The 24,963-nt window shown below is 41.6% G+C and carries 27 protein-coding genes; 25 read left to right on the forward strand and 2 right to left on the reverse strand.

The annotated features are described in order from the left end of the window. Positions 1 to 134 precede the first annotated feature (134 nt). From ACH11B_RS08210 to ACH11B_RS08330, 25 genes are all read left to right on the forward strand, one after another. Positions 135 to 968, forward strand: coding sequence for a MotA/TolQ/ExbB proton channel family protein (locus ACH11B_RS08210; protein ID WP_134089526.1), 834 nt, complete (start codon positions 135 to 137; stop codon positions 966 to 968). A 98-nt stretch (positions 969 to 1,066) separates the two neighbouring features. Next, positions 1,067 to 1,699, forward strand: a complete 633-nt coding sequence (locus tag ACH11B_RS08215; protein WP_377613232.1) for an ExbD/TolR family protein — start codon at positions 1,067 to 1,069, stop codon at positions 1,697 to 1,699. 27 nt (positions 1,700 to 1,726) lie between these two features. Next, entirely contained in the window at positions 1,727 to 2,233 is a 507-nt protein-coding gene (locus tag ACH11B_RS08220; protein WP_134089524.1) for a biopolymer transporter ExbD, read from the forward strand. Between the two features lie 30 nt (positions 2,234 to 2,263). After that, positions 2,264 to 3,091, forward strand: a complete 828-nt coding sequence (locus tag ACH11B_RS08225; protein ID WP_134089523.1) for an energy transducer TonB — start codon at positions 2,264 to 2,266, stop codon at positions 3,089 to 3,091. 3 nt (positions 3,092 to 3,094) lie between these two features. Next, the gene (locus tag ACH11B_RS08230; protein ID WP_134089522.1) at positions 3,095 to 3,340 is read left to right on the forward strand and encodes a hypothetical protein; all 246 of its coding nucleotides are present in this window, start codon (positions 3,095 to 3,097) and stop codon (positions 3,338 to 3,340) included. A gap of 58 nt (positions 3,341 to 3,398) precedes the next feature. After that, complete coding sequence (locus ACH11B_RS08235) at positions 3,399 to 4,316, forward strand: PstS family phosphate ABC transporter substrate-binding protein (protein WP_377613233.1); 918 nt, start codon at positions 3,399 to 3,401, stop codon at positions 4,314 to 4,316. 37 nt (positions 4,317 to 4,353) lie between these two features. Further along, on the forward strand, positions 4,354 to 6,099 hold the full coding sequence (locus tag ACH11B_RS08240) for a tetratricopeptide repeat protein (protein WP_404274013.1): 1,746 nt from the start codon (positions 4,354 to 4,356) through the stop codon (positions 6,097 to 6,099). 139 nt (positions 6,100 to 6,238) lie between these two features. After that, positions 6,239 to 6,616 carry an NADH-quinone oxidoreductase subunit A gene (locus tag ACH11B_RS08245; protein WP_134089519.1) on the forward strand — a complete coding sequence of 126 codons (378 nt, stop codon included), beginning with the start codon at positions 6,239 to 6,241 and terminating at the stop codon, positions 6,614 to 6,616. Between the two features lie 146 nt (positions 6,617 to 6,762). Beyond that, on the forward strand, positions 6,763 to 7,314 hold the full coding sequence (locus ACH11B_RS08250; RefSeq protein ID WP_013664877.1) for an NADH-quinone oxidoreductase subunit B: 552 nt from the start codon (positions 6,763 to 6,765) through the stop codon (positions 7,312 to 7,314). Continuing rightward, positions 7,307 to 7,810, forward strand: coding sequence for an NADH-quinone oxidoreductase subunit C (locus ACH11B_RS08255; protein WP_013664878.1), 504 nt, complete (start codon positions 7,307 to 7,309; stop codon positions 7,808 to 7,810). The genes ACH11B_RS08250 and ACH11B_RS08255 overlap by 8 nt, the downstream gene beginning before the upstream one ends. A 27-nt stretch (positions 7,811 to 7,837) precedes the next feature. Then, positions 7,838 to 9,052 (forward strand): NADH-quinone oxidoreductase subunit D, encoded by a 1,215-nt coding sequence (locus ACH11B_RS08260; RefSeq protein WP_086017166.1) that lies wholly within the window; start codon positions 7,838 to 7,840, stop codon positions 9,050 to 9,052. Next, a complete protein-coding gene (gene nuoE / locus ACH11B_RS08265) occupies positions 9,045 to 9,557 on the forward strand; it encodes an NAD(P)H-dependent oxidoreductase subunit E (RefSeq protein WP_013664880.1) in 513 nt (170 codons plus the stop codon). The genes ACH11B_RS08260 and nuoE overlap by 8 nt, the downstream gene beginning before the upstream one ends. A 147-nt stretch (positions 9,558 to 9,704) precedes the next feature. Further along, the gene (gene nuoF / locus ACH11B_RS08270) at positions 9,705 to 11,057 is read left to right on the forward strand and encodes an NADH-quinone oxidoreductase subunit NuoF (RefSeq protein WP_013664881.1); all 1,353 of its coding nucleotides are present in this window, start codon (positions 9,705 to 9,707) and stop codon (positions 11,055 to 11,057) included. A 64-nt stretch (positions 11,058 to 11,121) separates the two neighbouring features. After that, positions 11,122 to 12,132 (forward strand): 2Fe-2S iron-sulfur cluster-binding protein, encoded by a 1,011-nt coding sequence (locus tag ACH11B_RS08275; protein WP_013664882.1) that lies wholly within the window; start codon positions 11,122 to 11,124, stop codon positions 12,130 to 12,132. A gap of 54 nt (positions 12,133 to 12,186) precedes the next feature. After that, positions 12,187 to 13,224, forward strand: coding sequence for an NADH-quinone oxidoreductase subunit NuoH (gene nuoH / locus ACH11B_RS08280; RefSeq protein ID WP_130854477.1), 1,038 nt, complete (start codon positions 12,187 to 12,189; stop codon positions 13,222 to 13,224). Positions 13,225 to 13,269: 45 nt separating this feature from the next. Next, positions 13,270 to 13,779: an NADH-quinone oxidoreductase subunit I gene (locus tag ACH11B_RS08285; RefSeq protein WP_013664884.1), complete on the forward strand. Its 510-nt coding sequence runs from the start codon at positions 13,270 to 13,272 to the stop codon at positions 13,777 to 13,779. 44 nt (positions 13,780 to 13,823) lie between these two features. Further along, entirely contained in the window at positions 13,824 to 14,321 is a 498-nt protein-coding gene (locus ACH11B_RS08290; protein WP_013664885.1) for an NADH-quinone oxidoreductase subunit J, read from the forward strand. After that, on the forward strand, positions 14,321 to 14,650 hold the full coding sequence (gene nuoK, locus ACH11B_RS08295) for an NADH-quinone oxidoreductase subunit NuoK (RefSeq protein WP_013664886.1): 330 nt from the start codon (positions 14,321 to 14,323) through the stop codon (positions 14,648 to 14,650). The genes ACH11B_RS08290 and nuoK overlap by 1 nt, the downstream gene beginning before the upstream one ends. 99 nt (positions 14,651 to 14,749) lie before the next feature. Beyond that, the gene (gene nuoL / locus ACH11B_RS08300) at positions 14,750 to 16,663 is read left to right on the forward strand and encodes an NADH-quinone oxidoreductase subunit L (RefSeq protein ID WP_377613235.1); all 1,914 of its coding nucleotides are present in this window, start codon (positions 14,750 to 14,752) and stop codon (positions 16,661 to 16,663) included. A gap of 22 nt (positions 16,664 to 16,685) precedes the next feature. Then, the gene (locus tag ACH11B_RS08305) at positions 16,686 to 18,140 is read left to right on the forward strand and encodes a NuoM family protein (protein ID WP_377613236.1); all 1,455 of its coding nucleotides are present in this window, start codon (positions 16,686 to 16,688) and stop codon (positions 18,138 to 18,140) included. 54 nt (positions 18,141 to 18,194) lie between these two features. Then, positions 18,195 to 19,574, forward strand: a complete 1,380-nt coding sequence (locus tag ACH11B_RS08310) for an NADH-quinone oxidoreductase subunit N (RefSeq protein ID WP_377613237.1) — start codon at positions 18,195 to 18,197, stop codon at positions 19,572 to 19,574. A 70-nt stretch (positions 19,575 to 19,644) separates the two neighbouring features. Continuing rightward, on the forward strand, positions 19,645 to 20,310 hold the full coding sequence (locus ACH11B_RS08315; RefSeq protein WP_013664890.1) for a DedA family protein: 666 nt from the start codon (positions 19,645 to 19,647) through the stop codon (positions 20,308 to 20,310). A 16-nt stretch (positions 20,311 to 20,326) separates the two neighbouring features. Then, positions 20,327 to 20,869, forward strand: coding sequence for an inorganic diphosphatase (locus ACH11B_RS08320; protein WP_013664891.1), 543 nt, complete (start codon positions 20,327 to 20,329; stop codon positions 20,867 to 20,869). Between the two features lie 3 nt (positions 20,870 to 20,872). Beyond that, the gene (locus ACH11B_RS08325; protein WP_013664892.1) at positions 20,873 to 22,192 is read left to right on the forward strand and encodes a hemolysin family protein; all 1,320 of its coding nucleotides are present in this window, start codon (positions 20,873 to 20,875) and stop codon (positions 22,190 to 22,192) included. A gap of 12 nt (positions 22,193 to 22,204) precedes the next feature. After that, positions 22,205 to 22,915, forward strand: a complete 711-nt coding sequence (locus ACH11B_RS08330) for a 16S rRNA (uracil(1498)-N(3))-methyltransferase (protein WP_377613238.1) — start codon at positions 22,205 to 22,207, stop codon at positions 22,913 to 22,915. Between the two features lie 26 nt (positions 22,916 to 22,941). On the opposite strand, the gene ACH11B_RS08335 is transcribed toward ACH11B_RS08330, so the two are convergent. Continuing rightward, positions 22,942 to 23,784, reverse strand: coding sequence for a prephenate dehydrogenase (locus ACH11B_RS08335; RefSeq protein WP_013664894.1), 843 nt, complete (start codon positions 23,782 to 23,784; stop codon positions 22,942 to 22,944). A gap of 16 nt (positions 23,785 to 23,800) precedes the next feature. Continuing rightward, positions 23,801 to 24,961 carry a pyridoxal phosphate-dependent aminotransferase gene (locus ACH11B_RS08340; RefSeq protein ID WP_377613239.1) on the reverse strand — a complete coding sequence of 387 codons (1,161 nt, stop codon included), beginning with the start codon at positions 24,959 to 24,961 and terminating at the stop codon, positions 23,801 to 23,803. Between the last annotated feature and the right edge of the window lie 2 nt (positions 24,962 to 24,963).

Raw genomic sequence — 24,963 nt, forward strand, 5'->3', positions numbered from 1 at the left:
ATATTGCATAAATTTGTTTTTAAATCTAAAATTATAAATTTGCTTTTGCCTTTTTGACGACTGGAAAAAACGGCAAAATGTTTTGTACAATTAAAAATTAATCCATAAAAACTAAAAACTAAAAAATCAAGAAAATGGCAAACGCACCAAAACCAACCCCAGCTAAAAAAGAGAGCAGCTCAAAAGGTTCTAACGTATTTGCAAGTTTGGCAATTATCATTTGTTTTATCATCGGAGCATGTGTGTGGAAATTCGTAATGGGTGATCCAGGCAACTTCGAAGGCGGAGATCCAGAAAACGGCCACCCACTACCGGGTAATTATTTTGGCATGGTTTACAAGGCAGGATTTGTTGTGCCGGTCCTACTAGGCTTGCTTTTAATGGTTATCGTCTTCTCATTTGAGCGCTTTTTTGTAATTAGCAGAGCATCTGGAAAAGGAAATGTAGATGCATTCGTTTCAAAAGTGCAAGGATTCCTTTCCGCAGGAAATATTGATGCTGCCATCGCAGAATGTGATAAACAACAAGGTTCTGTAGCCAATGTAATCAAATCGGGCCTTTATAAGTATAAAGAGGCTTCTGTAGACGCTACCTTAGATACTGAGCACTCTGTGTTGGCAATTCAAAAGGAGATCGAAGAAGCGACTGCCTTAGAAATGCCTATGTTGGAGAAGAACTTAACCGTGATTGCTACATTGGTATCTATCGGTACATTGACAGGTCTATTAGGAACAGTAACAGGGATGATCAAAGCCTTCGCGGCATTGGCAACTGGTGGTGCTCCAGATCAGGCTCAGTTAGCAAACGGTATCTCTGAGGCGCTTATCAATACAGCTACTGGTATCTTTACGTCCACTATCGCGATTGTAATGTACAACGTATTTACTTCTAAAATAGATAAATTGACTTATTCTATTGATGAGGCCGGCTTCTCAATCGTTCAGACTTACGCATCTAAGCATAAATAAAAAAAGTGATAAAAATTCCATAGTATTTATGGAAACGCTGTGGAATTTGCATCACTATATTAGAAACTAATTTTTTATTTACTTATAAACGTAAAGAGATGCCAAAGATTAAAGTAAAAAGAGCGAGCACTACCATTGATATGACAGCGATGTGTGACGTGTCATTCTTACTGCTCACGTTCTTTATTCTTACCGCGACTGCTCGTCAGCCAGAGCCGCTGCCGGTGGATACCCCCGCATCAACGGTACAGATAAAGGTTCCGGATGCAAACTTGGGTACAATTACCGTAGGAGGAGATGGTAAGGTGTTTTTCGGTGTTGCCGGTCCGAACATAAGAATGCGTATGCTGGAAAGAATGTCGGAAAAATATAGCGTCGGTTTCTCGCAAAAGGAAAAAGAAAGATTTTCTTTGATGGAAGGTTTCGGCGTTCCTTTCAAAAATCTAAAGCAGATTATTGCAATGGATAACGCAGAGCGAAACAGAGCTGGCCTTCAGCCAGGTATCCCCACGGATTCTGTAGGGAATAGCCCTTCTGAGTTACATGAATGGATTATCGCTGCTCGTTACGCAACAAAAGAAATTAATAATGCGGAAATGCGGGTAGCAATCAAAGGAGATGCCAAAGAACAATATCCGGCTATTAAAAAAGTAATAGATATTCTTCAAGGGCAAAAAATCAATAAGTTTAGTTTGGTTACTAATCTTAGAACAGAAGATTACGGAAACTAAAAATAATTCATAAAAATTTAAGAAGAGATGGCAGAATTAAATACCGGTGGTAAACAGTCTCCTCGAGTGGATTTGACGGCCATGGTTGACTTGGCTTTCCTTCTGATTACCTTCTTCATGTTGACTACCAGTTTGGCTAAGCCCCATGCAATGGATGTGGCTATGCCAGATAAGGATAAGGAAAACAAAGATGATAATCTGGAAGTCGCTGATAATAGATCAATGACCATCTTGTTGGGCGCAAACAATAAAATCGAATACTATATGGGGCAACTAGAAAAGCCCTTAGATGGTCCAACAATAGTAGATTACGGCAAAAGTGGAATCAGACCTGTCCTGCTGAAAAAAATGAAAGAGGTGCAGGCAGCAACGGGAAAACCGCTCATTGTTATTATCAGACCAAGCGACAATTCAAACTACCGTAACTTAGTAGATATCCTGGATGAGATGAAAATCGTTAACGCCAAACAATATATGATTGGTGACATTAGTAATCCAGAGATTGAATTGCTTAAACGTGAGGGAATTTATTAACAAAGGGGAATCCCTTAAAAAGAAATCAGCATGTCTAAATTAGATATATTTAAACCGCAATGGCTTGATGTAGTCTTCGCAGGACGCAATAAAGCGTATGGGGCTTATGACTTGCGAGTCATATCGCCGAAGTACACTTCGCGAGCGCTCCTGATTGGGGTTCTATTGTTTGTGGGTTTGGTAACATCACCCATGATCATCAAGGCGATTCGGGGCGAACAAGAAGAAGCCCCAGAAGAAATAATTGAAACGGAAGTGGTTCTTTCTGAACCACCGCCAGTAAACGAAGAGGCACCGCCGCCGCCGCCACCGGTTGAGCCACCGCCACCGCGTGTAGATCAGGTCAGAATGCCTCCACCAAAGGTAGTGCCGGCTGAACAGGTACGTGATGAAGAGCCGCCTACAGTCGAAGAATTGAAAAAGGCGGATCCTGGGCCAAAAACAATCGCCGGTGATCCTACTGCAGATATCCGTATCGATATGCCAGTGGGTGAAGGACCGAAAGATGCACAAGTGACAGAAGAAGGTTCTGGAATCATGGACTTTAACGCGGTAGAGGTACAGCCATCTTTCCCCGGAGGTTTACAGGCCTTCTACAAATGGGTTGGTGCGAATTATAGATATCCGCAAATGGCGAAGGAGCAGGGTGTAAGTGGGTCTATCCACGTGTCTTTCGTGGTGGAAAGAGATGGTTCCTTAACCGATATCAAGGTGTTGCGTGACCTTAAATATGGTACAGGAGAAGAGGCAATGCGATTGTTAAAGTCGTCGCCGAAATGGAAGCCTGGTATCCAAAACGGACGTCCGGTACGTGTATCTTACTCACTGCCTATTAAATTGAACCTTCAAGGAATGTAATTCATGCTTGAACGTACAGATAAACGTAATGGTAGACAGAAATCGCCCGCAAAGCGATTTCTGTCCATTTTAGGACTTTGCATGTTCGGGTTCTATTTCGTGCTTGGACTGATTATCATCTTCTGGAAAGATTTTCCGCTGAGCCTAGATAAAACCTATCGGATTCTATTTGGTCTGCTGCTGATTGTCTATTCATTTTTGCGATTTGCAAGATTATGGCAAAACCAGACAATCGAAAGGAGAAGATAAGGAAATTTCATGCCAAGAACCTGTGTTAATGTAGCGTGTTACTAATTACTGCCTAACCATGAAAAATATTCGTGTCATTGTTTATATTGTATGTGCGTCAACTTGGACGGTATTCCTTGGTGCCTGCAATAATGCACCAACCAAAGATACTCAAGGCATTCTTACGGGGCGCGCCAAGGTGTTGGTGGACGAAACCGTAGCACCCATCATTGAAGATCAAATAGACGTGTTTGAAAGTAGTTATACGAATGCGGAACTGACGATGATGGCTAAACCGGAGAACGAGGTCTTTAGTGCCCTATTAAGAGATTCGGCTCAGTTAGCGATAACGACCCGAGAATTAACAGAGAAAGAGACGGAATTTTTTAAATCGAAGACAATATATCCTAGAACCGTACGTTTTGCTACCGATGCCATTGCCGTTATCACCAATAAAAGTAACCCGGATTCCACAATAAGTGTGGATGAAATCATTCAAATTATGAAGGGAAAGCCGGTGGCGAAAGTGAAGGCCGTGGTATTTGATAATGCAAACTCAAGCACTGTTACCTACTTTAGAAAGTTAGCTGGTGTGGATAAGTTATCTGATCGTGGCGTCTATGCGCTTAAAGGCAATGGGGAAATACTAAAATATGTGAATGAAAATCCACAGAGTATAGGTATTTTAGGAATCAATTGGATTATGCAGCCGCAGTCGGCGCTTGTGTCCTATGTAGAAAACATCAAGGTGCTTGGCGTTAAAAATCAGAAGGGAAAGCCAGGTGACGATGGGTATTATAAGCCTACACAATCGAATTTGGCTTTAAATTTGTATCCTTTCACGAGGTCTTTGTATAGCATTAATGTGCAAGGGAAAGAAGCCGTTGGTATGGGCTTTTCGTCTTTCCTGCATGGGGAGCGCGGACAAAGACTTATTTTAAAATCCGGCCTATTGCCCGATAGTATCCCACCTCGTGAAATTATAGTAAGAAATTAGTATATTAGACTTTAAATAAATCAAAAGAACAATGAAAATGATAAGAAGAGCAGCAAGTGTAGGTCTTGCGATTGCTTTCATAGCTTCGGGGGCTTCTTATGCACAAAGTCTGAAAGATGCACAAGTAGCAATCGATGCAGAGCAATATGCGAAGGCTAAGACTATTTTAAAGAATTTGGTTCAGAGTAAGCCGAAAGATGCAGAAAACTACTTTTATTTAGGAGACGTTTATTTGGTGACCGATTATCCGGATTCAGCAAAAACTTTTTTCCAACAAGGGCTTGAAGCAGATCCTAAAGATAATTTGAATAAAGTAGGTTTGGGCGCTGTAGCGCTTGTACAAGGAAATACAGCAGAAGCAGAAAAGTTATTTACAGAGGCTACCGAGAAGGCAAAAAAGAAGGACTACCTGGAAAACTTATACGTAGGCCGTGCTTATATGAATCCTAACTTGGAAAACCCAGACTATAAAAAGGCCTTACCTTACTTAGAAAAGGCAAAAGAAGCGAACCAAAAAGATGCGTTGATCCCTTCTTCTTTGGGCGATGCTTATTTCGGCATGGGTGACGCTAGTAATGCGTATACAAACTATCGTGATGCTTACGACTTGGATAATACCTTTACACGGGCTCGTGTACAGATGACCGTTATCTCTAAACAAGCGCGTGCGTTTCCGGAAGCAATTCAGGATTTAAATACAATTATTCAAGAGCACCCAGATTATGCGCCTGCTTATAGAGAATTAGCGGAAACTTATAATGCTTATGCACAGTTCGCTACTAAATCAGAGGATTATGACAGCCGCGTACAAGAAGCGTTAAAAGCTTACAAACAGTACATGGATTTGACTGACTACTCCTTAGATTCACGTATGCGTTATGCTGACTTTATGATCAAGGCGCGCGACTATAAGAACTTGGAGGAACAAGCCAACGAAATGGCTAAATTAGATCAGGTTAATCCGCGTATCCTGCGTTATTTAGGTTATGCTTCTTACGAAAATGGCAATTATACTTCCAGCCAGAAAGCATTGACAGACTTCCTTTCCAAAGTAGAGGAAAATCGTGTTATCCCACAAGATTACTATTTCTTAGGTTTATCTGAAATCAGGATTGCAAGCGATACTACGGAGGCTGCCGATACTACGTTATTGACACAAGGTATTGCAAATCTAACCAAAGCCGTTCAAATGGATACAACCTGGAAATTGGCTGAGGATGTAAGTGAGGAAGCGAAAGAGACCTTTGATGCAAAGCGTTTCGATTTGGCAGGAGCATTGTTTAAAGCAGCAGCACAAGCACCAAAGTCAAAAACATACAATTACGATTTGTTTTACTGGGGATTTTCGCAGTATTTCAACTATGCTATGCATATGAATGACGATCCGAAGCCAAGTATGGGCATTTTAGATGATGCGGTAAACGCCTTTACGAAAGTAAATGAAGTAGCTAAAGATATGCCTGAAGCATACTTATATAAGGCAAAAGCCCTATCTCTAAAAGAAGACCCACAAAATCCTCAAGGGCTTGCTGTACCTGCTTATAAAGAGTATCTAGGCGTGATTCAAGCAAAGGATGCCGAAACACAGAAGAAGTCGGGACGGTATATTGCTGAAGCTTATAATGTAATTGCTGCAGATTTAGTTAACAAAGAGCAATACCAAGAAGCTCGTGAGAATTTGGAAAAAGCTTTAGAAGCTGAACCTGGAAATGCTTACGCTACGCAAACATTAGAGCAATTAAAGCCTGCTGCTAATAACGGTACATCAGCTCAACAAAAATAATCTTATTAAATTATTGTTTAAAAGCGCCCACTCATCCGAGCGGGCGCTTTTTTTATGGCAAAATCTTGGGTGATAAGTTGATAATGTAAGAAGTAAAATTTATGTTTGTATTATTAACAGACACTAACTAAACTAGATTATGGAAGCCGCTACAAACAGTACTCCCGTCGATTACTTGCCCATCCTGCTGCAAATGTTAGTTGCCGTCGGTTTTGGCGTTACCACCATTATCGGTACACACCTCATCGGGCCTAAACTCCGAACAGAAAATAAACTAAGCTCCTTTGAGTCGGGGATCGAGGTGATTGGAAATGCCCGTCAGCCCGTCTCGATTAAATATTTCATGGTAGCTATACTCTTCGTTATTTTCGATGTCGAGGTCATTTTTATGTATCCTTGGGCGGTTAATTTCCGATCCCTCGGTATGGAAGGGCTTATTGAAATGTTTATATTTATGGGGCTGCTACTGTTGGGCTTTATTTATGTGATCAAGAAGCGGGCGCTAGAGTGGGACTAAACCGGGCTATTCATTAGAACCATTCTAAATACCCGTATTTTTCATATCTAACCTATTAAATTATTAAATTTGAGCATACCTGCTTTTAAAGCAGTGGCATTTTATGATGATATGCCATGACCAGTTGGCATTTAATACCTTGAATTATGAGTGATATAAAATTAGCCCCCCCTCCTCCGGGAGTAACAGGGTCAGGTTTTTTCGCCACTACGCTCGATAAAGCTGTTGGGCTTGCCCGCGCAAACTCTCTATGGCCTTTACCCTTTGCCACTTCCTGCTGTGGAATAGAATTCATGGCTACAATGGGTGCAACTTACGACCTTGCTCGTTTCGGTGCAGAACGGCCGAGCTTTTCTCCGCGCCAATCCGATATGTTGTTAGTAATGGGAACCATAGCAAAGAAAATGGGGCCGGTACTGAAACAGGTCTATATTCAAATGGCTGAACCTCGCTGGGTAATTGCCGTTGGCGCCTGCGCTTCCAGTGGTGGAATATTTGATACCTATTCCGTTTTGCAAGGTATTGATGAAGTGATTCCTGTGGATGTGTATGTCCCTGGATGCCCGCCAAGGCCGGAAGCCATTTTGGACGGCGTTATGCGCCTACAGGATATTGTCAGGAACGAATCGGTTCGCCGAAGAGAGACGGAAGAATATAAAGCGCTTTTGGAAAGTTACGGAATACATAAAAATGACTAAACTAAATAACGAAACGCTTATAGGATACTTAAAGCAGGCATTTGAAAGTGACGTGAACGGGGTGGAAGAACCTTTCGGTTTACTAAGCATAACAACCTCAAAAGAGAAAATTTTAGAGGTACTTGCCTTCTTGAAAACCAATAAAGATTTACAGTTTATTTACCTGACAGATATTACCGCGGTTCACTACCCGGAGCAAGCGCTTAGTATCGCTGTTGTATATCATGTACATAGCTTAGTGCACAATGTCAGGATTCGAATTAAGGTATTTTTGGATGGTACTAAGCCGGAAATACCCTCTGCTACATCTTTGTGGAACGGCGCGAACTGGATGGAGCGTGAAACATACGATTTCTTCGGCGTGATATTTCAAGGACATCCCGATTTACGGAGAATCTTGAATGTAGATGAAATGGAGGTCTTTCCCATGCGGAAGGAATATCCGTTGGAAGACCCAAATAGAGTAGATAAAAAAGACTTTTTCTTTGGTAGATAATTCATTATGAGCGAGCTGCGACCGAAAATGACCACTAACCACCTCGTGTTTGAGGATAATGATCCACAGGACGACTTGGTTACCTTGAACCTTGGACCTACACACCCGGCAACCCACGGCGTCTTTCAAAACGTGTTGCAAGTGGATGGAGAGCGTATTGTAAGTGGTGTCTCTACCATCGGTTATATTCATCGGGCTTTCGAAAAAATAGCCGAACATCGACCCTACTATCAAATTACTCCGCTTACCGATCGTCTTAATTATTGCTCTTCTCCCATTAACAATATGGGATGGCATATGACGGTAGAGAAGTTGTTGGGCATAGAGATTCCAAAGCGCGTACAGTATATGCGGGTTATCATCATGGAACTTGCCCGTATAGCCGACCACATCATTTGCAATGGGATATTAGGAGTGGATACCGGCGCGTTCTCCGGCTTTCTGTACGTGATGCAGGAGCGCGAATTTATCTACGAAATATTTGAGGAGATTTGTGGTGCCCGATTGACAACTAATATTGGACGAATTGGAGGTTTCGAGCGCGATTTTAATGAAATAGCCTTTTCCAAAATCAGGCAATTTGTAAAAAGATATCCACCGGTTTTAACGGAATTCGAAGAACTGTTTAACCGAAATAGAATATTTATTGACCGTACGTCAGGTGTAGCGGCTGTGGATCCGGAAACAGCCTTAAGTTATAGCTGGAGTGGCCCCCTCTTAAGGGCAACAGGCATTGATTATGACGTACGTGCCAACGAGCCATACTCATCCTACGACGAGTTCGATTTTGACATCCCCGTAGGTGAAAATGGGGATGTATACGACCGCTATATGGTACGGAATGAGGAAATGCGACAAAGTATACGGATCATTGAACAGGCATTGGATAAGATTGAAAAGGAACCCAAAGGTATCTTTCATGCCGATGTACCTGAATTCTATCTACCTCCGAAAGAGCAGGTCTATAATAATATGGAAGCGCTCATCTATCACTTCAAAATTGTGATGGGAGAAATTGATACACCAAAAACTGAGGTATATCATGCGGTTGAAGGAGCAAATGGCGAACTGGGTTTTTACCTGATCAGCGATGGAGGGCGATCCCCTTACCGACTGCACTTTAGGCGGCCGTCTTTCATTAATTATCAGATGTACGCGCCTATGAGCAGTGGTATGTTGCTTTCGGACGCTATTATTAATATGAGTAGTTTAAACGTTATAGCAGGAGAATTAGATGCTTAGTGTAAAAAACAACAGCCCTGTGGAAATAAAGGACGACCTCCTTGCAAAGTTTGACGAGATCGTAAAAAGATACCCGGAAGGTAGGCAAAAGTCGGCTTTGCTACCTATACTACATTTAGTGCAAGCCGAGTTCGGGTGGTTAAGTGTAGACGCAATGGATAAAGTTGCAGCCTATTTGCGGATAGAGCCGATAGAGGTATACGAAGTGGCGACCTTTTATACCATGTTTTTCTTACAACCTCAAGGTAAATATGTGTTGGAGGTTTGTCGTACAGGACCTTGCTGTTTGGTGGGTGCCGAACGGATTATGAAACATATCGAAAACCGATTAGGAGTAAAGGAAAATGAAGTAACACCTGACGGCTTATTTAGTTGGAGAGGTATCGAGTGTGTTGCAGCATGCGGTATGGGACCTGTTCTACAAATTGGACCAACTTATACTTATTACGAAAACCTAACGGAAGAAAGTGTTGATCAGTTAATTGAAGAATTAAAGCACAAGTAAGTAAAATGAGGTAAAGGTGTTTGAGGATAGAACAAAAGCGTTGAATGACTGAGCTGTTTTGTATGAAACTAAGCGCTAATCACCGATTACACCAACAACGAATAACTAACAACGAATGACCATACGAATAGCTAAAGACTAAATGCAATGGCGCGGAAATTACTATTAGAGCATATTCAGGTACCTGGAATAAATACATTTGAGGTTTATCGCCAAAAGGGTGGGTATCGGGCGGTTGAAAAGGCTTTGAAAACCCTCAGTCCGGAAGAAGTGGTGGAAGAAGTGAAAAAGTCGGGACTGAGAGGGCGCGGTGGAGCGGGCTTTCCCACAGGAATGAAATGGAGTTTCTTGGCCAAACCGGAAGGAGTGCCCCGTTATTTGGTATGCAATGCCGACGAATCCGAGCCCGGCACGTTTAAAGATAGGTACTTAATGACTCATATTCCCCATGCGCTAATTGAAGGAATGATCGTTGCTAGCTATGCATTGGGAGCAAACACTTCTTACATCTATGTGAGAGGGGAGATGATGCCTCAAATCCGTATTCTCGAAAGAGCTATTGAAGAGGCTAAAGCCGCAGGATTCTTAGGTACCAACATTTTAGGTACCGGATATAATTTAGAACTGTATGTGCAACCGGGTGGCGGAGCTTATATATGTGGTGAGGAAACAGCGCTCTTGGAATCACTTGAGGGAAAACGAGGAAACCCTCGTATAAAACCTCCATTCCCTGCAGTGGCCGGTTTGTATAACTGTCCTACGGTTGTCAATAATGTCGAGTCAATCGCCGCCACAGTCCCGATATTAAATATGGGTGGAGAAGAATACGCCAAAATAGGTATCGAGCGAAGCACCGGAACTAAATTGATATCAGCCTCCGGCAATATTAATAAACCGGGGGTGTATGAAATCGAACTCGGTCTACCGGTAGAAGAATTTATCTATTCTGATGAATACTGTGGAGGCATCACCAACGGAAAGCGTTTAAAAGCAGTTGTAGCAGGAGGTTCTTCTGTCCCGATTCTTCCCGCTAATTTAATATTAAAAACAGCAAAGGGAGAGAATCGGCTCATGACTTACGAATCGTTGGCTGATGGTGGTTTCGCAACCGGAACAATGCTCGGATCGGGAGGTTTTATCGTCTTCGATGAAGATCAATGCATTGTGCGTAATACCTGGAATTTTGCCCGCTTTTATCATCACGAGAGCTGCGGTCAGTGCTCACCTTGTAGAGAGGGAACAGGTTGGATGGAGAAAGTATTGCACAGGCTCGAATATGGCCATGGCAAAATGAGTGATATCGACCTATTGGTAGATGTCTCGAAAAAAATAGAAGGGAATACAATTTGTCCGCTTGGTGATGCAGCTGCTTGGCCCGTTGCAAGTGCTATTCGTCATTTTAGAGACGAATTTGAGTGGCACGTCATTCATGGAGAAGAGGCACAACATAGAAATTTCGGCTTGGCACATTATGCAGATCCCCTGACGGTGGAAGGGTGAAGGTAAAAGGTGAGGGGCTAATGGCTGGTTAACAACTAATAACTAACAGCTAATAACTAAATATATGGCTGATAACGAAAAAATAAAAGTAAGCATTGATGGTATTACCGTTGAAGTAGCACCTGGAACAACCATATTAAATGCCGCACGGCAGATTGGGGGAGAAATTGTACCACCCGCTATGTGTTATTATTCCAAATTACAAGGAAGCGGCGGGAAATGTAGAACCTGTCTGGTAAAAGTAAGTAAAGGCTCAGAGAAGGATCCGAGGCCAATGCCTAAATTGGTAGCTTCTTGTCGCACTACGGTGATGGACGGTATGGAGGTTCAAAACATTACCTCCAATGAAGTTTTGGAAGCACGGAAAGGGGTCGTTGAAATGTTGTTGATTAATCATCCATTGGACTGCCCTATCTGCGATCAGGCTGGCGAATGCCACTTGCAGGATCTAGGTTTTGAACACGGTGCTGCAGCTACCCGTTATGAATTTGAGCGAAGAACTTTTGAACGAATAGATATTGGAGATAAGATCCAATTACATATGACGCGATGTATTTTATGTTATCGTTGCGTTTTTGTTGCAGATCAAATAACGGACAAAAGAGTACATGGCATTTTGGGAAGGGGAGATGCCGCTGAAATATCAACGTATATCGAAAAGGCGATCGATAACAATTTTTCAGGAAATGTGATTGATGTCTGCCCGGTAGGGGCTTTGACCGATAAAACTTTCCGGTTTAAAAACAGGGTCTGGTTTACCAAACCGGTAGATGCACACCGGGATTGCCCGGACTGTTCCGGTAAAGTTACCCTGTGGTATAAAGGGGAAGAAGTGCTACGCGTTACAGCCCGAAAGGATGAATACGGCGAAGTTGAGGATTTTATTTGCAATACATGTCGTTTCGATAAAAAACATACTACTGATTGGGTTATAGAAGGTCCTCGAAAGGTAGCCCATACATCCGTTATCTCGGCGAATCATTATGAGACCCTGAAACCCTTACCGGTAGTTAAGGAGAATCCGAAGCTTCAAGAAGCTAACAAACATCAGTTCGAACGGTCAGTCCGGCTTTAATAAAGCTATATAAACAATAATAACACGGTTAATAAACAGATAAATTAAACGTTGATGGAAGCTGCATTTATAATAGAGAAATTGATACTGATCGTAGTCGTGTTTGTATTAACACTCGTTATTGCCATGTATTCAACCTTGGCCGAAAGAAAAGTGGCCGGCTTTATGCAAGACCGCAAGGGGCCGGATCGTGCGGGTCCCTTTGGTATTTTGCAACCTTTAGCGGATGGAGGGAAGTTCTTTTTTAAGGAAGAGATAATTCCGGCCGGTGCACACAAAGGACTCTTTATAGCGGGACCAACTATCGCTATTATAACGGCTTGTATCAGTAGCGCTGTGATACCCTGGGGCCAGTCCCTGCAAATCGGAGAGCGAGTAATAGATTTACAGGTAGCCGATGTAAACGTTGGGATTCTTTACATCTTCGGTGTGATTGCCTTGGGAGTTTATGGTATTATGCTTGGTGGATGGGCTTCTAATAATAAATTCTCTTTAATGGGCGCGATTAGAGCGGCTTCACAAAGCATCAGTTATGAAGTGGCGATGGGGCTTTCCATTATTGCGCTCTTAATGGTCACGCAAACATTATCCTTAAAGGAAATTGTGGCACAGCAAAGCGGTTTTGTAAACTGGAATATATGGGTTCAACCCCTGGGTTTTATTATTTTTGTTACCTGTGCTTTCGCCGAATGTAACCGTGTACCATTTGACCTGCCGGAATGTGAAACAGAATTAGTTGGCGGGTATCACACCGAATATTCATCGATGAAACTGGGACTTTATATGTTCTCGGAATATATCAATATGTTTGTTTCATCGGCCGTGATGTCCGCCCTTTACTTTGGCGGATATAACTTTCCTTTTATGCATGATTTAGGGCTCTCGCAGAATTGGATCACCATCATTGGCGTACTGGTATTCTTTCTGAAAATATTTGCCTTCATCTTCTTTTTTATGTGGATTCGGTGGACTTTACCTCGTTTCCGTTATGATCAGTTGATGAATCTGGGATGGAAAATTCTGATTCCTTTAGCAATCGCAAACATTGTATTAACAGGTGTAATAACCTTAATAAAGGATACCTATTGGTAAGGAATGCCAGGTATTTAACGAAGCCCTTGCTTAATAATAAAAAAAATGGAACCCTTAAGTAATAGAAAAAAAGTTTTAGAGCAGAAACCGATGAATTTCTGGGAGCGGATGTATCTTCCGGCTATTCTAAAAGGGATGCGTGTTACCATAAGGCATTTCTTTAGAAAAAAAGCCACCGTCTCTTATCCCGAAGTAGAACGCCCTTACTCGAAAAATTATCGTGGAATGCATTCGCTGAAGCGGGATGAAGAAGGAAGAGAAAGGTGTACGGCCTGCGGTCTATGTGCACTTTCTTGTCCGGCTGAAGCAATTACCATGATATCCGCTGAACGAAAAAAAGGAGAGGAACACTTGTATCGTGAGGAGAAATATGCTGCGGTATACGAAATTAATATGCTCCGATGCATTTTTTGTGGCTTGTGCGAGGAGGCTTGTCCAAAAGAGGCGATTTATCTGGATGGTCCGCACGTACCGGCGGATTACTTGCGGAAGGATTTTATTTATGGAAAAGACAAGCTTGTCGAAGAACGATTTGATATCCATTCCCTGAGGTAGATGCTTAACTAAAACGAATACGAAAAACATATAAACTTTAGATTGTGAGCTTATTTTATTTTGTAGCCTTTCTTTCAATATTTTTCTCATTGATGGTGATCATTACCAAAAATCCGGTACATAGCGTACTGTATTTGGTAATCACTTTTTTCACTTTCACTGTGCATTATATTTTGTTGAACGCGCAGTTTTTGGCCGTGGTGAACTTTATAGTCTATATGGGAGCTATCATGGTTCTCTTTCTGTTTGTATTGATGCTTTTAAACCTGAACAAGGATACGGAGCCTATGAAATCGGTTTTGGTGAAGGTAATGGGAGCTGTTGCAGGTATGTGCTTGCTCGTGACCGTTGCGGGTTCTATACGAGCGATTGAAGTCTCCGACCCTTTAATCCTTAAAAGCCCGGATATTGGTCTTGTCGGCAATCTCGGTAAAGTGTTATTTAATGAATTTTTATTACCCTTTGAAATTTCGTCATTGCTATTGCTTACAGCGATGGTAGGCGCAGTGTTACTGGCAAAGAAAGAACAAAAAAGTATATAATGGAGACAATCGTTAAAGATTTACAAGGAATACCGCTGAATCATTACATATTATTGAGTAGTATCGTGTTTTCGATTGGCGTAATCGGTGTACTTACTCGCAGAAATGTGATTATCATTATGATGTCCATAGAACTGATGCTCAATGCGGTAAACCTTTTACTGGCAGCTTTTTCGGCATACCATGGCGATGCCTCGGGGCAGGTCTTTGTGTTTTTTGTCATGGCCCTTGCAGCGGCGGAAGTTGCGGTTGGACTGGCCATCATTGTGATGGTATATCGAAATACCCGATCGATTGATATCAATTCGCTCAATAAGTTGAAGTGGTAAGAGTTGAAACTTACAGCCGGGCTGTAATCAATCTAAAATTTAAATCTATTTTGAACAAAATAAGCTACTCGCAAGACGTATAGCTAACATAAACATCGTATGACTGGATTAATTTGGATCGTTCTTTTACCTTTAATAGGGTTCGTATTAAACGGATTAGGCAGAAATAGCCTGTCGAAGCCAATTATCTCGCTTATTGGCTGCGGAACTATTTTGGCCTCCTTTTTATTAAGTTGTAATGTTTTTGGTGCGGTTTATACCGCTCGGCAGGGAGGCGAAGACGCCGCCTTTTCCCAAACGATCTTCCACTGGATAAGCGCAGGCAACTTACATATATCATTGTCCTTTTTGGTGGACCCCCTAAGTGCTATTATGTTACTCATCATTACGGGTATCGGCTTCTTGATTCATTTGTATTCAACAGGATATATGAAGCATGATGCAGGTTTTGGTAAATTTTTTGCCTATCTGAATCTTTTCATCTTTTTTATGCTGCTGTTGGTTTTGGGATCCAATTACGTCGTTATGTTTATTGGATGGGAGGGCGTAGGTTTATGTTCGTATTTATTAATCGGATTTTGGTACCAGCGCGTTGACTATGCAAGTGCGGCTAAGAAAGCCTTCGTTATGAATCGAATCGGAGATCTGGGTTTTTTGCTTGCCATATTCCTCTTGTTTTATACCTTCGGTTCGCTTGAATTTAACGATATCTTACCAAAAGCAGCCGGATTCCCGGTAGGCGATTCCTCCTTGTTTTTAATTTCACTCCTACTCTTCATAGCGGCAACGGGTAAGTCTGCTCAAATACCTTTATTTACCTGGTTGCCGGATGCGATGGCTGGCCCAACTCCGGTTTCTGCGCTAATACATGCCGCAACCATGGTAACAGCAGGAATTTACCTGATTGCAAGATCGAACATTCTCTTTACTTTATCACCGGCAACCATGGAAATCATAGCAATTGTTGGTTTGCTAACAGCTTTATTGGCGGCATTTATCGCAGCTACCCAAAACGACATAAAAAAGGTACTAGCTTATTCAACCGTTTCACAATTAGGCTATATGTTTTTGGGACTCGGTGTAGGAGCTTTCACGGGAGCGTTTTTTCACGTTATTACCCATGCTTTCTTTAAAGCTTTGTTGTTCTTGGGAGCGGGATCGGTAATACATGCCATGAGCAATGAGCAGGATATGCGATCAATGGGCGGTTTAAAGAAAAAACTGCCGATAACTTTTGTAACCATGTTGATTGGTACAATTGCTATAGCGGGTATCCCGCCGCTAGCGGGCTTTTTCTCCAAAGACGAGATATTGGCACATGCTTTCGCTCATAATAAAATTTTATGGGTTGGAGGATTTGTAGGAGCCTTGTTCACCGCCTTCTATATGTTTAGAATGCTATTTCTTACCTTCTATGGTAAATTCCGAGGTACCTATGATCAGGAAAGACATCTCCACGAGTCTCCGGTAGTCATGACCTTACCACTCATTATTTTAGCCATACTCTCTTTCGGTGGAGGCTTTTTAAACATACCGGAAGCCTTGGGTGGACATACGGGACTTTCTAATTTTTTGCAGCCCGTTTTTGCAGCCTCTACGTCAAAAAATACAAGCGGTCATCTGTCACATACAACAGAATATATCTTAATGGGGCTGTCTGCCCTTGCGGCGCTCGTAATGGCTGGCTATGCTTACGCTAAGTACATAAAGAAAGCCGCTCTGCCTGCAGCCGATCACGAGGATCGCAGTGTATTGGAACGACTTTCATATCACAAGTTTTATATTGACGAGTTTTATGATCGTGTTGTTACCAAACCATTGAATGGATTGTCTAGTCTTTTTTATGCAGTTGACAGGAAGCTCATCGACGGTTTCGTAAATTACATCGGAAATGGCGCATCGCAAGCAGGAACCTTATTGAGGTTACTACAGCAAGGTAATGTGGGCTATTATATTTTTTATATGGTGATCGGCATTATCGCCGTATTGGCTTACGGTTTATTTATAATTTAATCTGATAAGGTAAAGAAAATTCATGGATAACTTAGTTTTACTTCTTCTTGTACCCATAATAGGAGCAGTTCTGTTAGCTTTCATAAAAAACACTAACTTAGCTAAGCCAATAGCACTCATCTGTTCACTTATAGCGCTCGGGATAACCGGTACTTTACTTGGCGCTTTCGTGCCGGACTCCAGTATGCAATTTGAACAGAATATTCCCTGGATCCCGGCACTGGGCATACACTTTCATGTAGGGATCGATGGCATCAGCATGCCTTTGGTATTACTTACCAACGGGCTCATACCCTTAATTATTCTTAGTACATTTAAACAACAACAACAAAGGGGGGCGTTCTACGCGCTTGTTTTGTTTATGCAAACAGGCCTTTTGCTGGTTTTTACCGCTTTAGATGCCTTTCTTTTTTACGTTGGTTGGGAAATTGCGTTGATTCCGATTTACTTCATATGTGGTTTATGGGGAGGGGAGAATAGAGCGCGTGTTACGCTGAAATTTTTCATTTATACCTTTGCTGGGAGTCTGTTAATGCTCATTGCTATTATCTATCTCTATACCCAGGTCCCCACAGCAAATTATGAATTAAGCTCCTTTTATGAGCTAAAGCTGGATGAAAAGACACAACGCTATATTTTCTGGGCATTTTTCATCGCTTTTGCCATCAAAATGCCTTTGTTTCCTTTTCATACATGGCAACCGGACACTTATGTAGAAGCACCCACGGCAGGAACGATGTTATTGTCAGGCATTATGTTAAAAATGGGCGTTTACGGATTAATTAGATGGTTGTTACCGATAGCGCCGCTCGGTTTCAGTCAGTACGGAGCCCTCGTGCTCAGTTTGGCAGTGATCGGCATTGTGTATGCATCTATCATTGCCTTTAAGCAAAGAGACGTAAAACGTTTAATTGCCTATTCTTCCATCGCACACGTCGGACTGATTGCGGCAGGCGTTTTTGTTTGGAACGTTCAGAGCTTGCAAGGCGCCATGATACAGATGATCAATCACGGGATTAGCGTTGTTGGATTATTCTTTGTAATAGAGATTATTGCTCGCCAATTGAAAACGCGGGAGATACAGGACATGGGGGGGCTTGCAAAAAACGCTCCAACACTCGCACTTGTTTTCCTTGTTATTGTTTTGGGGGCTATCGGTCTACCTTTAACCAATGGATTTATCGGTGAGTTTTTATTGCTTATAGGGCTTTATCAAGCGGGTCTCTGGTGGGCGATATTTGCCGGACTTACTATTATTTTGGGAGCGGTTTATATGTTGCGTATGTACCAGGGTGTAATGCTCGGCGAGACAAATGAAAGAATGACCTACTTTAAAGACATTAGCGGAACGGATCTGCTTTTATTAGGGGTTCTCGTTGTTTTGATAATCGCTATCGGATTGTATCCAAGGCCATTGCTTCACCTCTCCGAAGCCGCCGTGACAAATTTGATAGAACAGGTGAAGACGGTGCACTAAAGAATAGGGAGTAGATTAAAGAACTATATCTGAAAAGAAATTAATAGAATACAAATGAGCGCAATTATTACATTGTCATTATTAGCAATACTCGTTTTATATCTGGGAATATTTAAAGCGCCTAAGGCCTTGTTACCGGTTTCCTTATTCGGGATGTTGGCGGCTTTATTTTTTGAATGGAAACTGTGGTCTGTAGATGCTACACCGCTTTACAGTGGAATGGTCCTATTCGACAAATTTGCATTGGCATTTTCTATGCTCCTTATTGGTATTACGATGTTGATATTTGTGCTGTCCAAAGGTTATTTTGATAGTATTAGCTCGAATATAGCAGAGTATTATGCACTTCTTATTTTTTCTCTTACGGGCGCTTTACTGGTTGTTGCTTTTCACAATCTTTCCATGTTGTTTATTGGAATAGAAATTATGTCTGTAGCGCTCTATATTTTAGCAGGTATAAGAAAAAAGGATCTAGCATCAAACGAAGCTTCACTCAAATACTTTTTGATGGGTGCGTTTTCGACCGGCTTCCTGTTATTTGGTATTGCCTTGGTTTACGGGGCTAGCGCTTCCTTCGACTTAGCTAAAATAAGGGATTATGTAACAAGTAATGGTTCTACTATTTCCCCTTTGTTTTATGCCGGTATATTATTTTTGATCGTTGGTTTGGCCTTTAAGGTGGGGGCTGCGCCTTTTCATTTCTGGACACCGGATGTCTATGATGGATCACCGATTTTAATTACCACTTTTATGAGCACCGTGGTGAAAACGGCCGCATTCGGTGGCTTTTTACGCCTGTTTTCCGTCTGCTTTGAGCCGTTGCAAAGTTTTTGGGCTCCCATTCTACTCATCATTATCGTTCTAACCCTTTTCATAGGGAATATCAGTGCCCTCGTGCAACAAAGCTTTAAACGTATGCTTGCTTATTCGAGTATTTCGCATGCCGGTTATATGTTGTTCGCTATATTAAACATGAATAATCAGGCCAACGGTGCCATGTTGGTATATGCGACGGCTTATTCAATTGCCTCCGTTACCGCTTTCGCCGTATTGATATTGGTTAAACGGAGCGAGGGTGGTGAATATTTCGAATCTTTTAACGGTTTGGGAAAAACAAATCCTTTTCTTGCATTAATACTTACAATAGCCATGCTATCTTTAGCAGGCATCCCATTAACGGCTGGGTTCATTGGCAAATTTCTGATGTTTTCCGAGGCGCTGTCTAATTTACATGTTGCGCTTGTCATCTTGGCAGCCATCAATGCAGCGATTGGTATTTTCTATTATTTCCATGTTATTATTAATATGTATTTCAAGGATGGAAGTGCCGTTCTTATAACAACAGACAACAACTATAAAGTAGTATTATTTATAGCTGCTCTATTAACCTTGCTTATTGGCATTTACCCAGAGTGCTTAAGCAGTTTAATATAATGTCTATTAGGTACGGAGCTAGTAAATTTTTCGTATGTTTGAATTTATAATGGTAGCTTTGTAGCTATATATGCAAGAATTCTGCTTATCTATTTTTCAATACTTTGATGCTGAGACCCTAATCCGGTCGGGAGGCTTCTACCTAATAGTATTCGTAGTTTTTGCTGAAACAGGGCTTTTTTTTGGCTTTTTTCTACCAGGGGATTACCTGCTTTTTCTGGCAGGCCTATTTGTTGCTTCAGGTTTATTAGATGTTTCGATTTTTACCTTGTGTTCAGGAATGATATTTGCTGGCATATTAGGGAATTTTGTAGGCTATTGGTTTGGATGGCGTACCGGACCTATGCTTTTTAAGCGTAAGGATTCGTGGCTTTTTAAACGGAAATATATCGTAATGGCTGAGGAATTCTATAACAAATATGGAGGAGCTGCTTTAATTTTGGGCAGATTTATGCCAATAATACGTACCTTTGCTCCCATATTTGCGGGTATCGTGCGTTTGGATTTTAAAAAATTCGTTCTATATAATATAATAGGAAGTTTTTTGTGGGTGTTAACATTAACCTTAGCAGGGTTTTATTTAGGTAGACAGTTTCCGCAGATTATAGATTATATAGAATATATTGTAATTGGCTTTGTTGCCTTGACAGCATCGCCTATTATTGTCGCAATCATAAAACAGAGTTTTAAAAAGCATCCTGTCAACCAGGATAAAAAAGAAGAAAAAGAGTATTAGTTAAGTTTAGAATTATATGAATAACGCACATCCGTGGCACAATGTATCTCCGGGCGATGACGTCCCTTCTTCCGTAAACGCAATCATAGAAATACCTAAAGGTTCCAAAGCCAAATATGAAATTGATAAAGAAAGCGGTCTGCTAAAGTTGGATCGTGTTTTATTTTCATCGGTAATGTACCCGGCAAACTATGGTTTTATACCCCAAACGTATTGTGATGATAAAGACCCGCTTGATATTCTGGTTATCTGCTCCGTGGATGTAGTTCCTATGTCTATTATCGAAGCTAAAGTCATTGGAGTCATGCACATGGTTGACGGAGGTGAACAAGACGACAAGATTATTGCTGTAGCAAAAAATGATATGTCGGTTAACTATATTAATGACCTTTCCGAGCTTCCTCCACATACGATGAAGGAAATCGTTCGATTCTTTCAGGATTATAAGGCGCTGGAAGGAAAGAATGTTACCATTGAAAAATGGATGGGTAAGTCGTTCGCGTATACTTGCATCCAGGAGAGCTTAGAGCTCTATCAGAAGACGTTCATTAACAAATAGTACATGGGCTTCCAAATTTTTGTCACATTATTTCTGGTAGTGCTCAATGGGTTTTTTGTTGCTGCTGAATTTGCTATTGTAAAGGTGAGACTTTCGCAAATTGAAGTAAAAGCAAAATCCGGTAATAGCGTGGCAAAAGTTGCTAAGCATATAACTCAGCATTTAGATGGTTATTTAGCGGCAACCCAACTTGGAATTACATTGGCATCGCTTGGCCTCGGTTGGGTGGGCGAATCCGTTATGACCGAAATCGTGAACAAGGTGTTTGGTTTGTTTAACGTTGAGTTGACAGGGCAAATTGCTACTAATCTTGGACACGTTTTAGCATTCTCTATTATAACAGTTTTGCACATTGTCTTCGGTGAATTGGCTCCGAAGTCGATAGCAATTCAACGTCCTGTGGGGACAACTATGGCCTTGTCCTTGCCTTTAAGGTTCTTCTATATCATATTTCGCCCGTTCATCTGGATCTTAAATGGATTCGCCAATTTCATTTTACGCCTTTTAGGCTTTGGTGCTCATATGCATGAAGCGCATCACTCTACTGAAGAGCTACAATACCTCTTGGATCAAGGGAAGGAAAGCGGTGCTTTGAATATGATTGAACATGAGTTGATTAAGAACGTCTTCGATTTTAATGAACGGGTTGTAAAGAACATCATGGTACCGAGAACCAAGATCGTCGGTATTGAATTAAGTAGCCCAAAGGAGGAGCTTCTGCAAACCATTATCAGTGAAGGTTACTCAAGAATTCCTGTGTACGATGAAACAATCGATAAGATTGTCGGCATTGTGCATGCCAAAGATATTTTACCTTTAATGGTAAATAATAAAGAATTCGTGCTCAAAACCATTATCAGAAAACCTTATTTTATAGCGGAGAATAAGAAGATAAATGATTTGATGAGCGAATTTCAGTTGAAACGCATTCAAATAGCGATTGTGCTTGATGAATTTGGCGGTACGGCGGGTATGGTTACATTGGAAGATATTGTGGAAGAATTGGTTGGTGAAATTCAGGATGAATATGATGAAGAAAAACCGATTGTTGAAAAGGCTTCGGATACCGAGTATATCGTTGAAGCTGCTGCCAGCGTACATGACGTGAATGAATATTTACCGTATGAGTTGCCTGAAAGCTCAGATTACGATACGCTTTCCGGCCTAGTAATAACCGTTTTCGATAAAATCCCGGATGTTGGAGAGCGAAAAGAATTCCACGGTTATATCTTCACTATTTTAAAGAAGACACAGCAGAACATCGAATATGTAAAGCTGGAGTCGCTACCTCGCGACAGCGAGAACATGGAAGAAGAGGATTGATATTAATTAATAGTGCACCTTTTTTATACACCGGATATTGAGGCTAATGCCATTGAATATGTGCTTAATGAGGATGAAAGTAAACATTGCGCACGTGTATTAAGGCTTGGCATAGGTGATCCCATTGTATTAATTGATGGACGCGGCAGCTTGTTTCGAGTCGAAATTGCCGATGCGCACCCCAAACGCACCAAAGTCCGCATTTTAACTATTGAGCGGAATTATGGGAAACGAAACCACTATTTACATATTGCAGTGGCGCCCACTAAAAACCTGGACCGCTTGGAATGGTTTTTAGAAAAGGCAACGGAAATCGGTATCGATGAGATTACACCGATCATTTGTGAGCATTCTGAACGTAAAGAGCTTAAAATCGAACGCTTGACGAAGGTGGTGACCGCTGCTGTGAAACAGTCGTTAAGCGCCTATCACCCTAAAATTAACGAACCAATCGATTTTCGTCATTTTGCTGAAGAACTGCCGGCAACGCAGCATTTTATAGCACATTGTCTGGAAGCAACTAAAGTGACACTAACCGCTGAAATAAAGCCTCATGGCAGTTATTGTGTTCTTATTGGGCCTGAGGGTGATTTCAGTCCTTCGGAAGTTGAATTCGCTATAAGCAAAGGCTGCCAGGCAATAAGCTTGGGGAACACACGTCTTAGAACGGAAACCGCTGCTTTATATGCCTGTATGGAAATTAATCTCCTGAATAGAAATTGATGCAGTATAGCGGTTGCTTTGCATCATTACTTTAATATCCGCTTGATCTTGTTCGATTTTTTAATCAGCTTATAGAACGATTGGTAATCTTCGGTTTCCAATAGATGTTGCATGTTCTGCAATTGATGAATATGCTCCTCCAAAACATCCATAACGTTTTTTCGATTTTGCCTGAATATGGGTACCCACATATCCGCTGAACTTTTGGCTAAACGTACGGTGGATTCAAACCCCGAACTAGCTAGTTCGAAAATCCTTCCTTGCGACTTCTCTTTCTCTAAGACGGTAAGCGCTAAAGCAAAAGAAGTGATATGCGAAATGTGCGAAACATAAGCGGTGTGTACGTCATGTTCTTTGGCGTTCATGAAAACTGTCTTCATTTCCAACTGGTCTACCACCGCTTCTGCGGTATCAAAAGCGTCTTCATCACTATTGGTAGCATCGCAATAAATCATGGTCTTTCCACTGAATAAGTTGGGAACAGCAGCCTCCGGACCGGAGTATTCTGTCCCTGCCATGGGATGGCAAGCGACAAGTCGCCCACGCTTTTCATGGTTTTCAACCAGCGATAAAAGCTTCTCTTTGGTAGATCCCATATCCATTACCACTTGTTTGGGAGATAGTTGGTCGAGTAGACTTGGCAGTATCTTACAAATCGCATCAACGGGCACCGCTAAAATGAATATATCTGCTTCGGTTATGGCCTCTTCTAATGATTTTCCCTCGTCGATCAGACCCAAACTTAGCGCCTTTTTTATATTTTGCTCATCTTTGTCAATACCAATAACCTTCGAAGCAAATTTTTTCTCTTTGAGCGTAATGGCAATTGATCCACCAATTAACCCTACACCAATAATGGCAATTTTCATTGTATCTGTAAATCGTTTATATTTTTGCTTTGATTCTGTCAATAGCTTCTTGTAGTACTGTTTCCGTGGTGCATAAGCTAACTCTTACATAATGTTGACCCGCACTTCCAAAGATTCCACCGGGAGTTATAAATACCGCCGCTTGTTTCAATACATCATCGCTTAACGCGTAGCCATCTTGATAAGATGCCGGTACGCTTGCCCAAACAAACAAACCTACCTGCGTGTCATCAAAATCGCAGTTCAACGTTCGGAGTAATTCATAGACCTTTTCTCTCCGACCCTGATAAATTTTATTAAGTGACGTATACCAATCCTCATCCAATTCTAAAGCCGCGGCCGCGGCCATTTGCAATGGCAAGAACATACCGGAATCCATGTTGCTTTTAAAACGCATAATCTCATTAATGCGATCTTGATGGCCTACAAGCATTCCGATTCGCCATCCGGCCATATTACTTGATTTACTTAATGAATTTAATTCCAGAGCAACATCCTTAGCCCCGTCTATTGACAGGAGACTACTTGGTTCCTCCGTCAAAATAAAACTGTAGGGATTATCATGACAAAGGAGAATTCGATGTGCTTTGGCGAAAGCGATCAAATCCTTAAAAAAGGTCTTGTCGGCCTTGGCCCCTGTTGGCATATGTGGATAATTAACCCACATCAGCTTCACTTTACTTAAATCTTGTTTGGCCAGTGCCTCTAAATCCGGAAGCCAGGCATTGGCTTCTTGCAAATCATAGTATACACCCTTCGCACCCGTTAATCGAACCGCAGAGCTATAGGTCGGATAACCTGGATTGGGTATCAGGGCTTCATCTCCCTCTTGAAGGTAAGTCATGCAAATATGCATGATTCCCTCTTTCGACCCAATAAGAGGCAATACTTCAGTGTCCGGATTTAATTCTACTTGATAGTACTTATTATACCAAGAGGCAATAGCTGAGCGTAAGGAAGGGGCTCCCTTATAACTTTGATAAGCATGCGTATTGGGTAGCGCGGCATATTTGTTTAATGTTTCGATAACCGTTGGATGGGGCGGTAAATCGGGACTGCCGATTCCCAGATTAATAACGCTCGCTCCTGCTTTATTAAGCTCGTCGATTTCCCGTAATTTTTTGGAGAAATAATATTCTTCTGTATGCTGTAATCTTTTAGCTACCTCTATGAACATCG

The organism is Olivibacter sp. EAT-5 (genome assembly GCF_044784325.1).
GTDB lineage: Bacteria > Bacteroidota > Bacteroidia > Sphingobacteriales > Sphingobacteriaceae > Olivibacter > Olivibacter oleidegradans.

Bases quoted from the DNA above. Each gene is read 5' to 3' on its own strand.
- nuoF (WP_013664881.1), top strand. From the start codon at position 9,705: ATGGCGCGGAAATTACTATTAGAGCATATTCAGGTACCTGGAATAAAT.
- ACH11B_RS08315 (WP_013664890.1), top strand. From the start codon at position 19,645: ATGCAAGAATTCTGCTTATCTATTTTTCAATACTTTGATGCTGAGACC.
- ACH11B_RS08230 (WP_134089522.1), top strand. From the start codon at position 3,095: ATGCTTGAACGTACAGATAAACGTAATGGTAGACAGAAATCGCCCGCA.
- ACH11B_RS08325 (WP_013664892.1), top strand. From the start codon at position 20,873: ATGGGCTTCCAAATTTTTGTCACATTATTTCTGGTAGTGCTCAATGGG.
- nuoH (WP_130854477.1), top strand. From the start codon at position 12,187: ATGGAAGCTGCATTTATAATAGAGAAATTGATACTGATCGTAGTCGTG.
- ACH11B_RS08240 (WP_404274013.1), top strand. From the start codon at position 4,354: ATGATAAGAAGAGCAGCAAGTGTAGGTCTTGCGATTGCTTTCATAGCT.
- ACH11B_RS08255 (WP_013664878.1), top strand. From the start codon at position 7,307: ATGACTAAACTAAATAACGAAACGCTTATAGGATACTTAAAGCAGGCA.
- ACH11B_RS08260 (WP_086017166.1), top strand. From the start codon at position 7,838: ATGACCACTAACCACCTCGTGTTTGAGGATAATGATCCACAGGACGAC.
- ACH11B_RS08250 (WP_013664877.1), top strand. From the start codon at position 6,763: ATGAGTGATATAAAATTAGCCCCCCCTCCTCCGGGAGTAACAGGGTCA.
- nuoL (WP_377613235.1), top strand. From the start codon at position 14,750: ATGACTGGATTAATTTGGATCGTTCTTTTACCTTTAATAGGGTTCGTA.
- ACH11B_RS08340 (WP_377613239.1), bottom strand. From the start codon at position 24,961: ATGTTCATAGAGGTAGCTAAAAGATTACAGCATACAGAAGAATATTAT.
- ACH11B_RS08235 (WP_377613233.1), top strand. From the start codon at position 3,399: ATGAAAAATATTCGTGTCATTGTTTATATTGTATGTGCGTCAACTTGG.
- ACH11B_RS08285 (WP_013664884.1), top strand. From the start codon at position 13,270: ATGGAACCCTTAAGTAATAGAAAAAAAGTTTTAGAGCAGAAACCGATG.
- ACH11B_RS08215 (WP_377613232.1), top strand. From the start codon at position 1,067: ATGCCAAAGATTAAAGTAAAAAGAGCGAGCACTACCATTGATATGACA.
- ACH11B_RS08320 (WP_013664891.1), top strand. From the start codon at position 20,327: ATGAATAACGCACATCCGTGGCACAATGTATCTCCGGGCGATGACGTC.
- ACH11B_RS08275 (WP_013664882.1), top strand. From the start codon at position 11,122: ATGGCTGATAACGAAAAAATAAAAGTAAGCATTGATGGTATTACCGTT.
- ACH11B_RS08245 (WP_134089519.1), top strand. From the start codon at position 6,239: ATGGAAGCCGCTACAAACAGTACTCCCGTCGATTACTTGCCCATCCTG.
- ACH11B_RS08310 (WP_377613237.1), top strand. From the start codon at position 18,195: ATGAGCGCAATTATTACATTGTCATTATTAGCAATACTCGTTTTATAT.
- ACH11B_RS08225 (WP_134089523.1), top strand. From the start codon at position 2,264: ATGTCTAAATTAGATATATTTAAACCGCAATGGCTTGATGTAGTCTTC.
- nuoK (WP_013664886.1), top strand. From the start codon at position 14,321: ATGGAGACAATCGTTAAAGATTTACAAGGAATACCGCTGAATCATTAC.
- nuoE (WP_013664880.1), top strand. From the start codon at position 9,045: ATGCTTAGTGTAAAAAACAACAGCCCTGTGGAAATAAAGGACGACCTC.
- ACH11B_RS08220 (WP_134089524.1), top strand. From the start codon at position 1,727: ATGGCAGAATTAAATACCGGTGGTAAACAGTCTCCTCGAGTGGATTTG.
- ACH11B_RS08305 (WP_377613236.1), top strand. From the start codon at position 16,686: ATGGATAACTTAGTTTTACTTCTTCTTGTACCCATAATAGGAGCAGTT.
- ACH11B_RS08210 (WP_134089526.1), top strand. From the start codon at position 135: ATGGCAAACGCACCAAAACCAACCCCAGCTAAAAAAGAGAGCAGCTCA.
- ACH11B_RS08335 (WP_013664894.1), bottom strand. From the start codon at position 23,784: ATGAAAATTGCCATTATTGGTGTAGGGTTAATTGGTGGATCAATTGCC.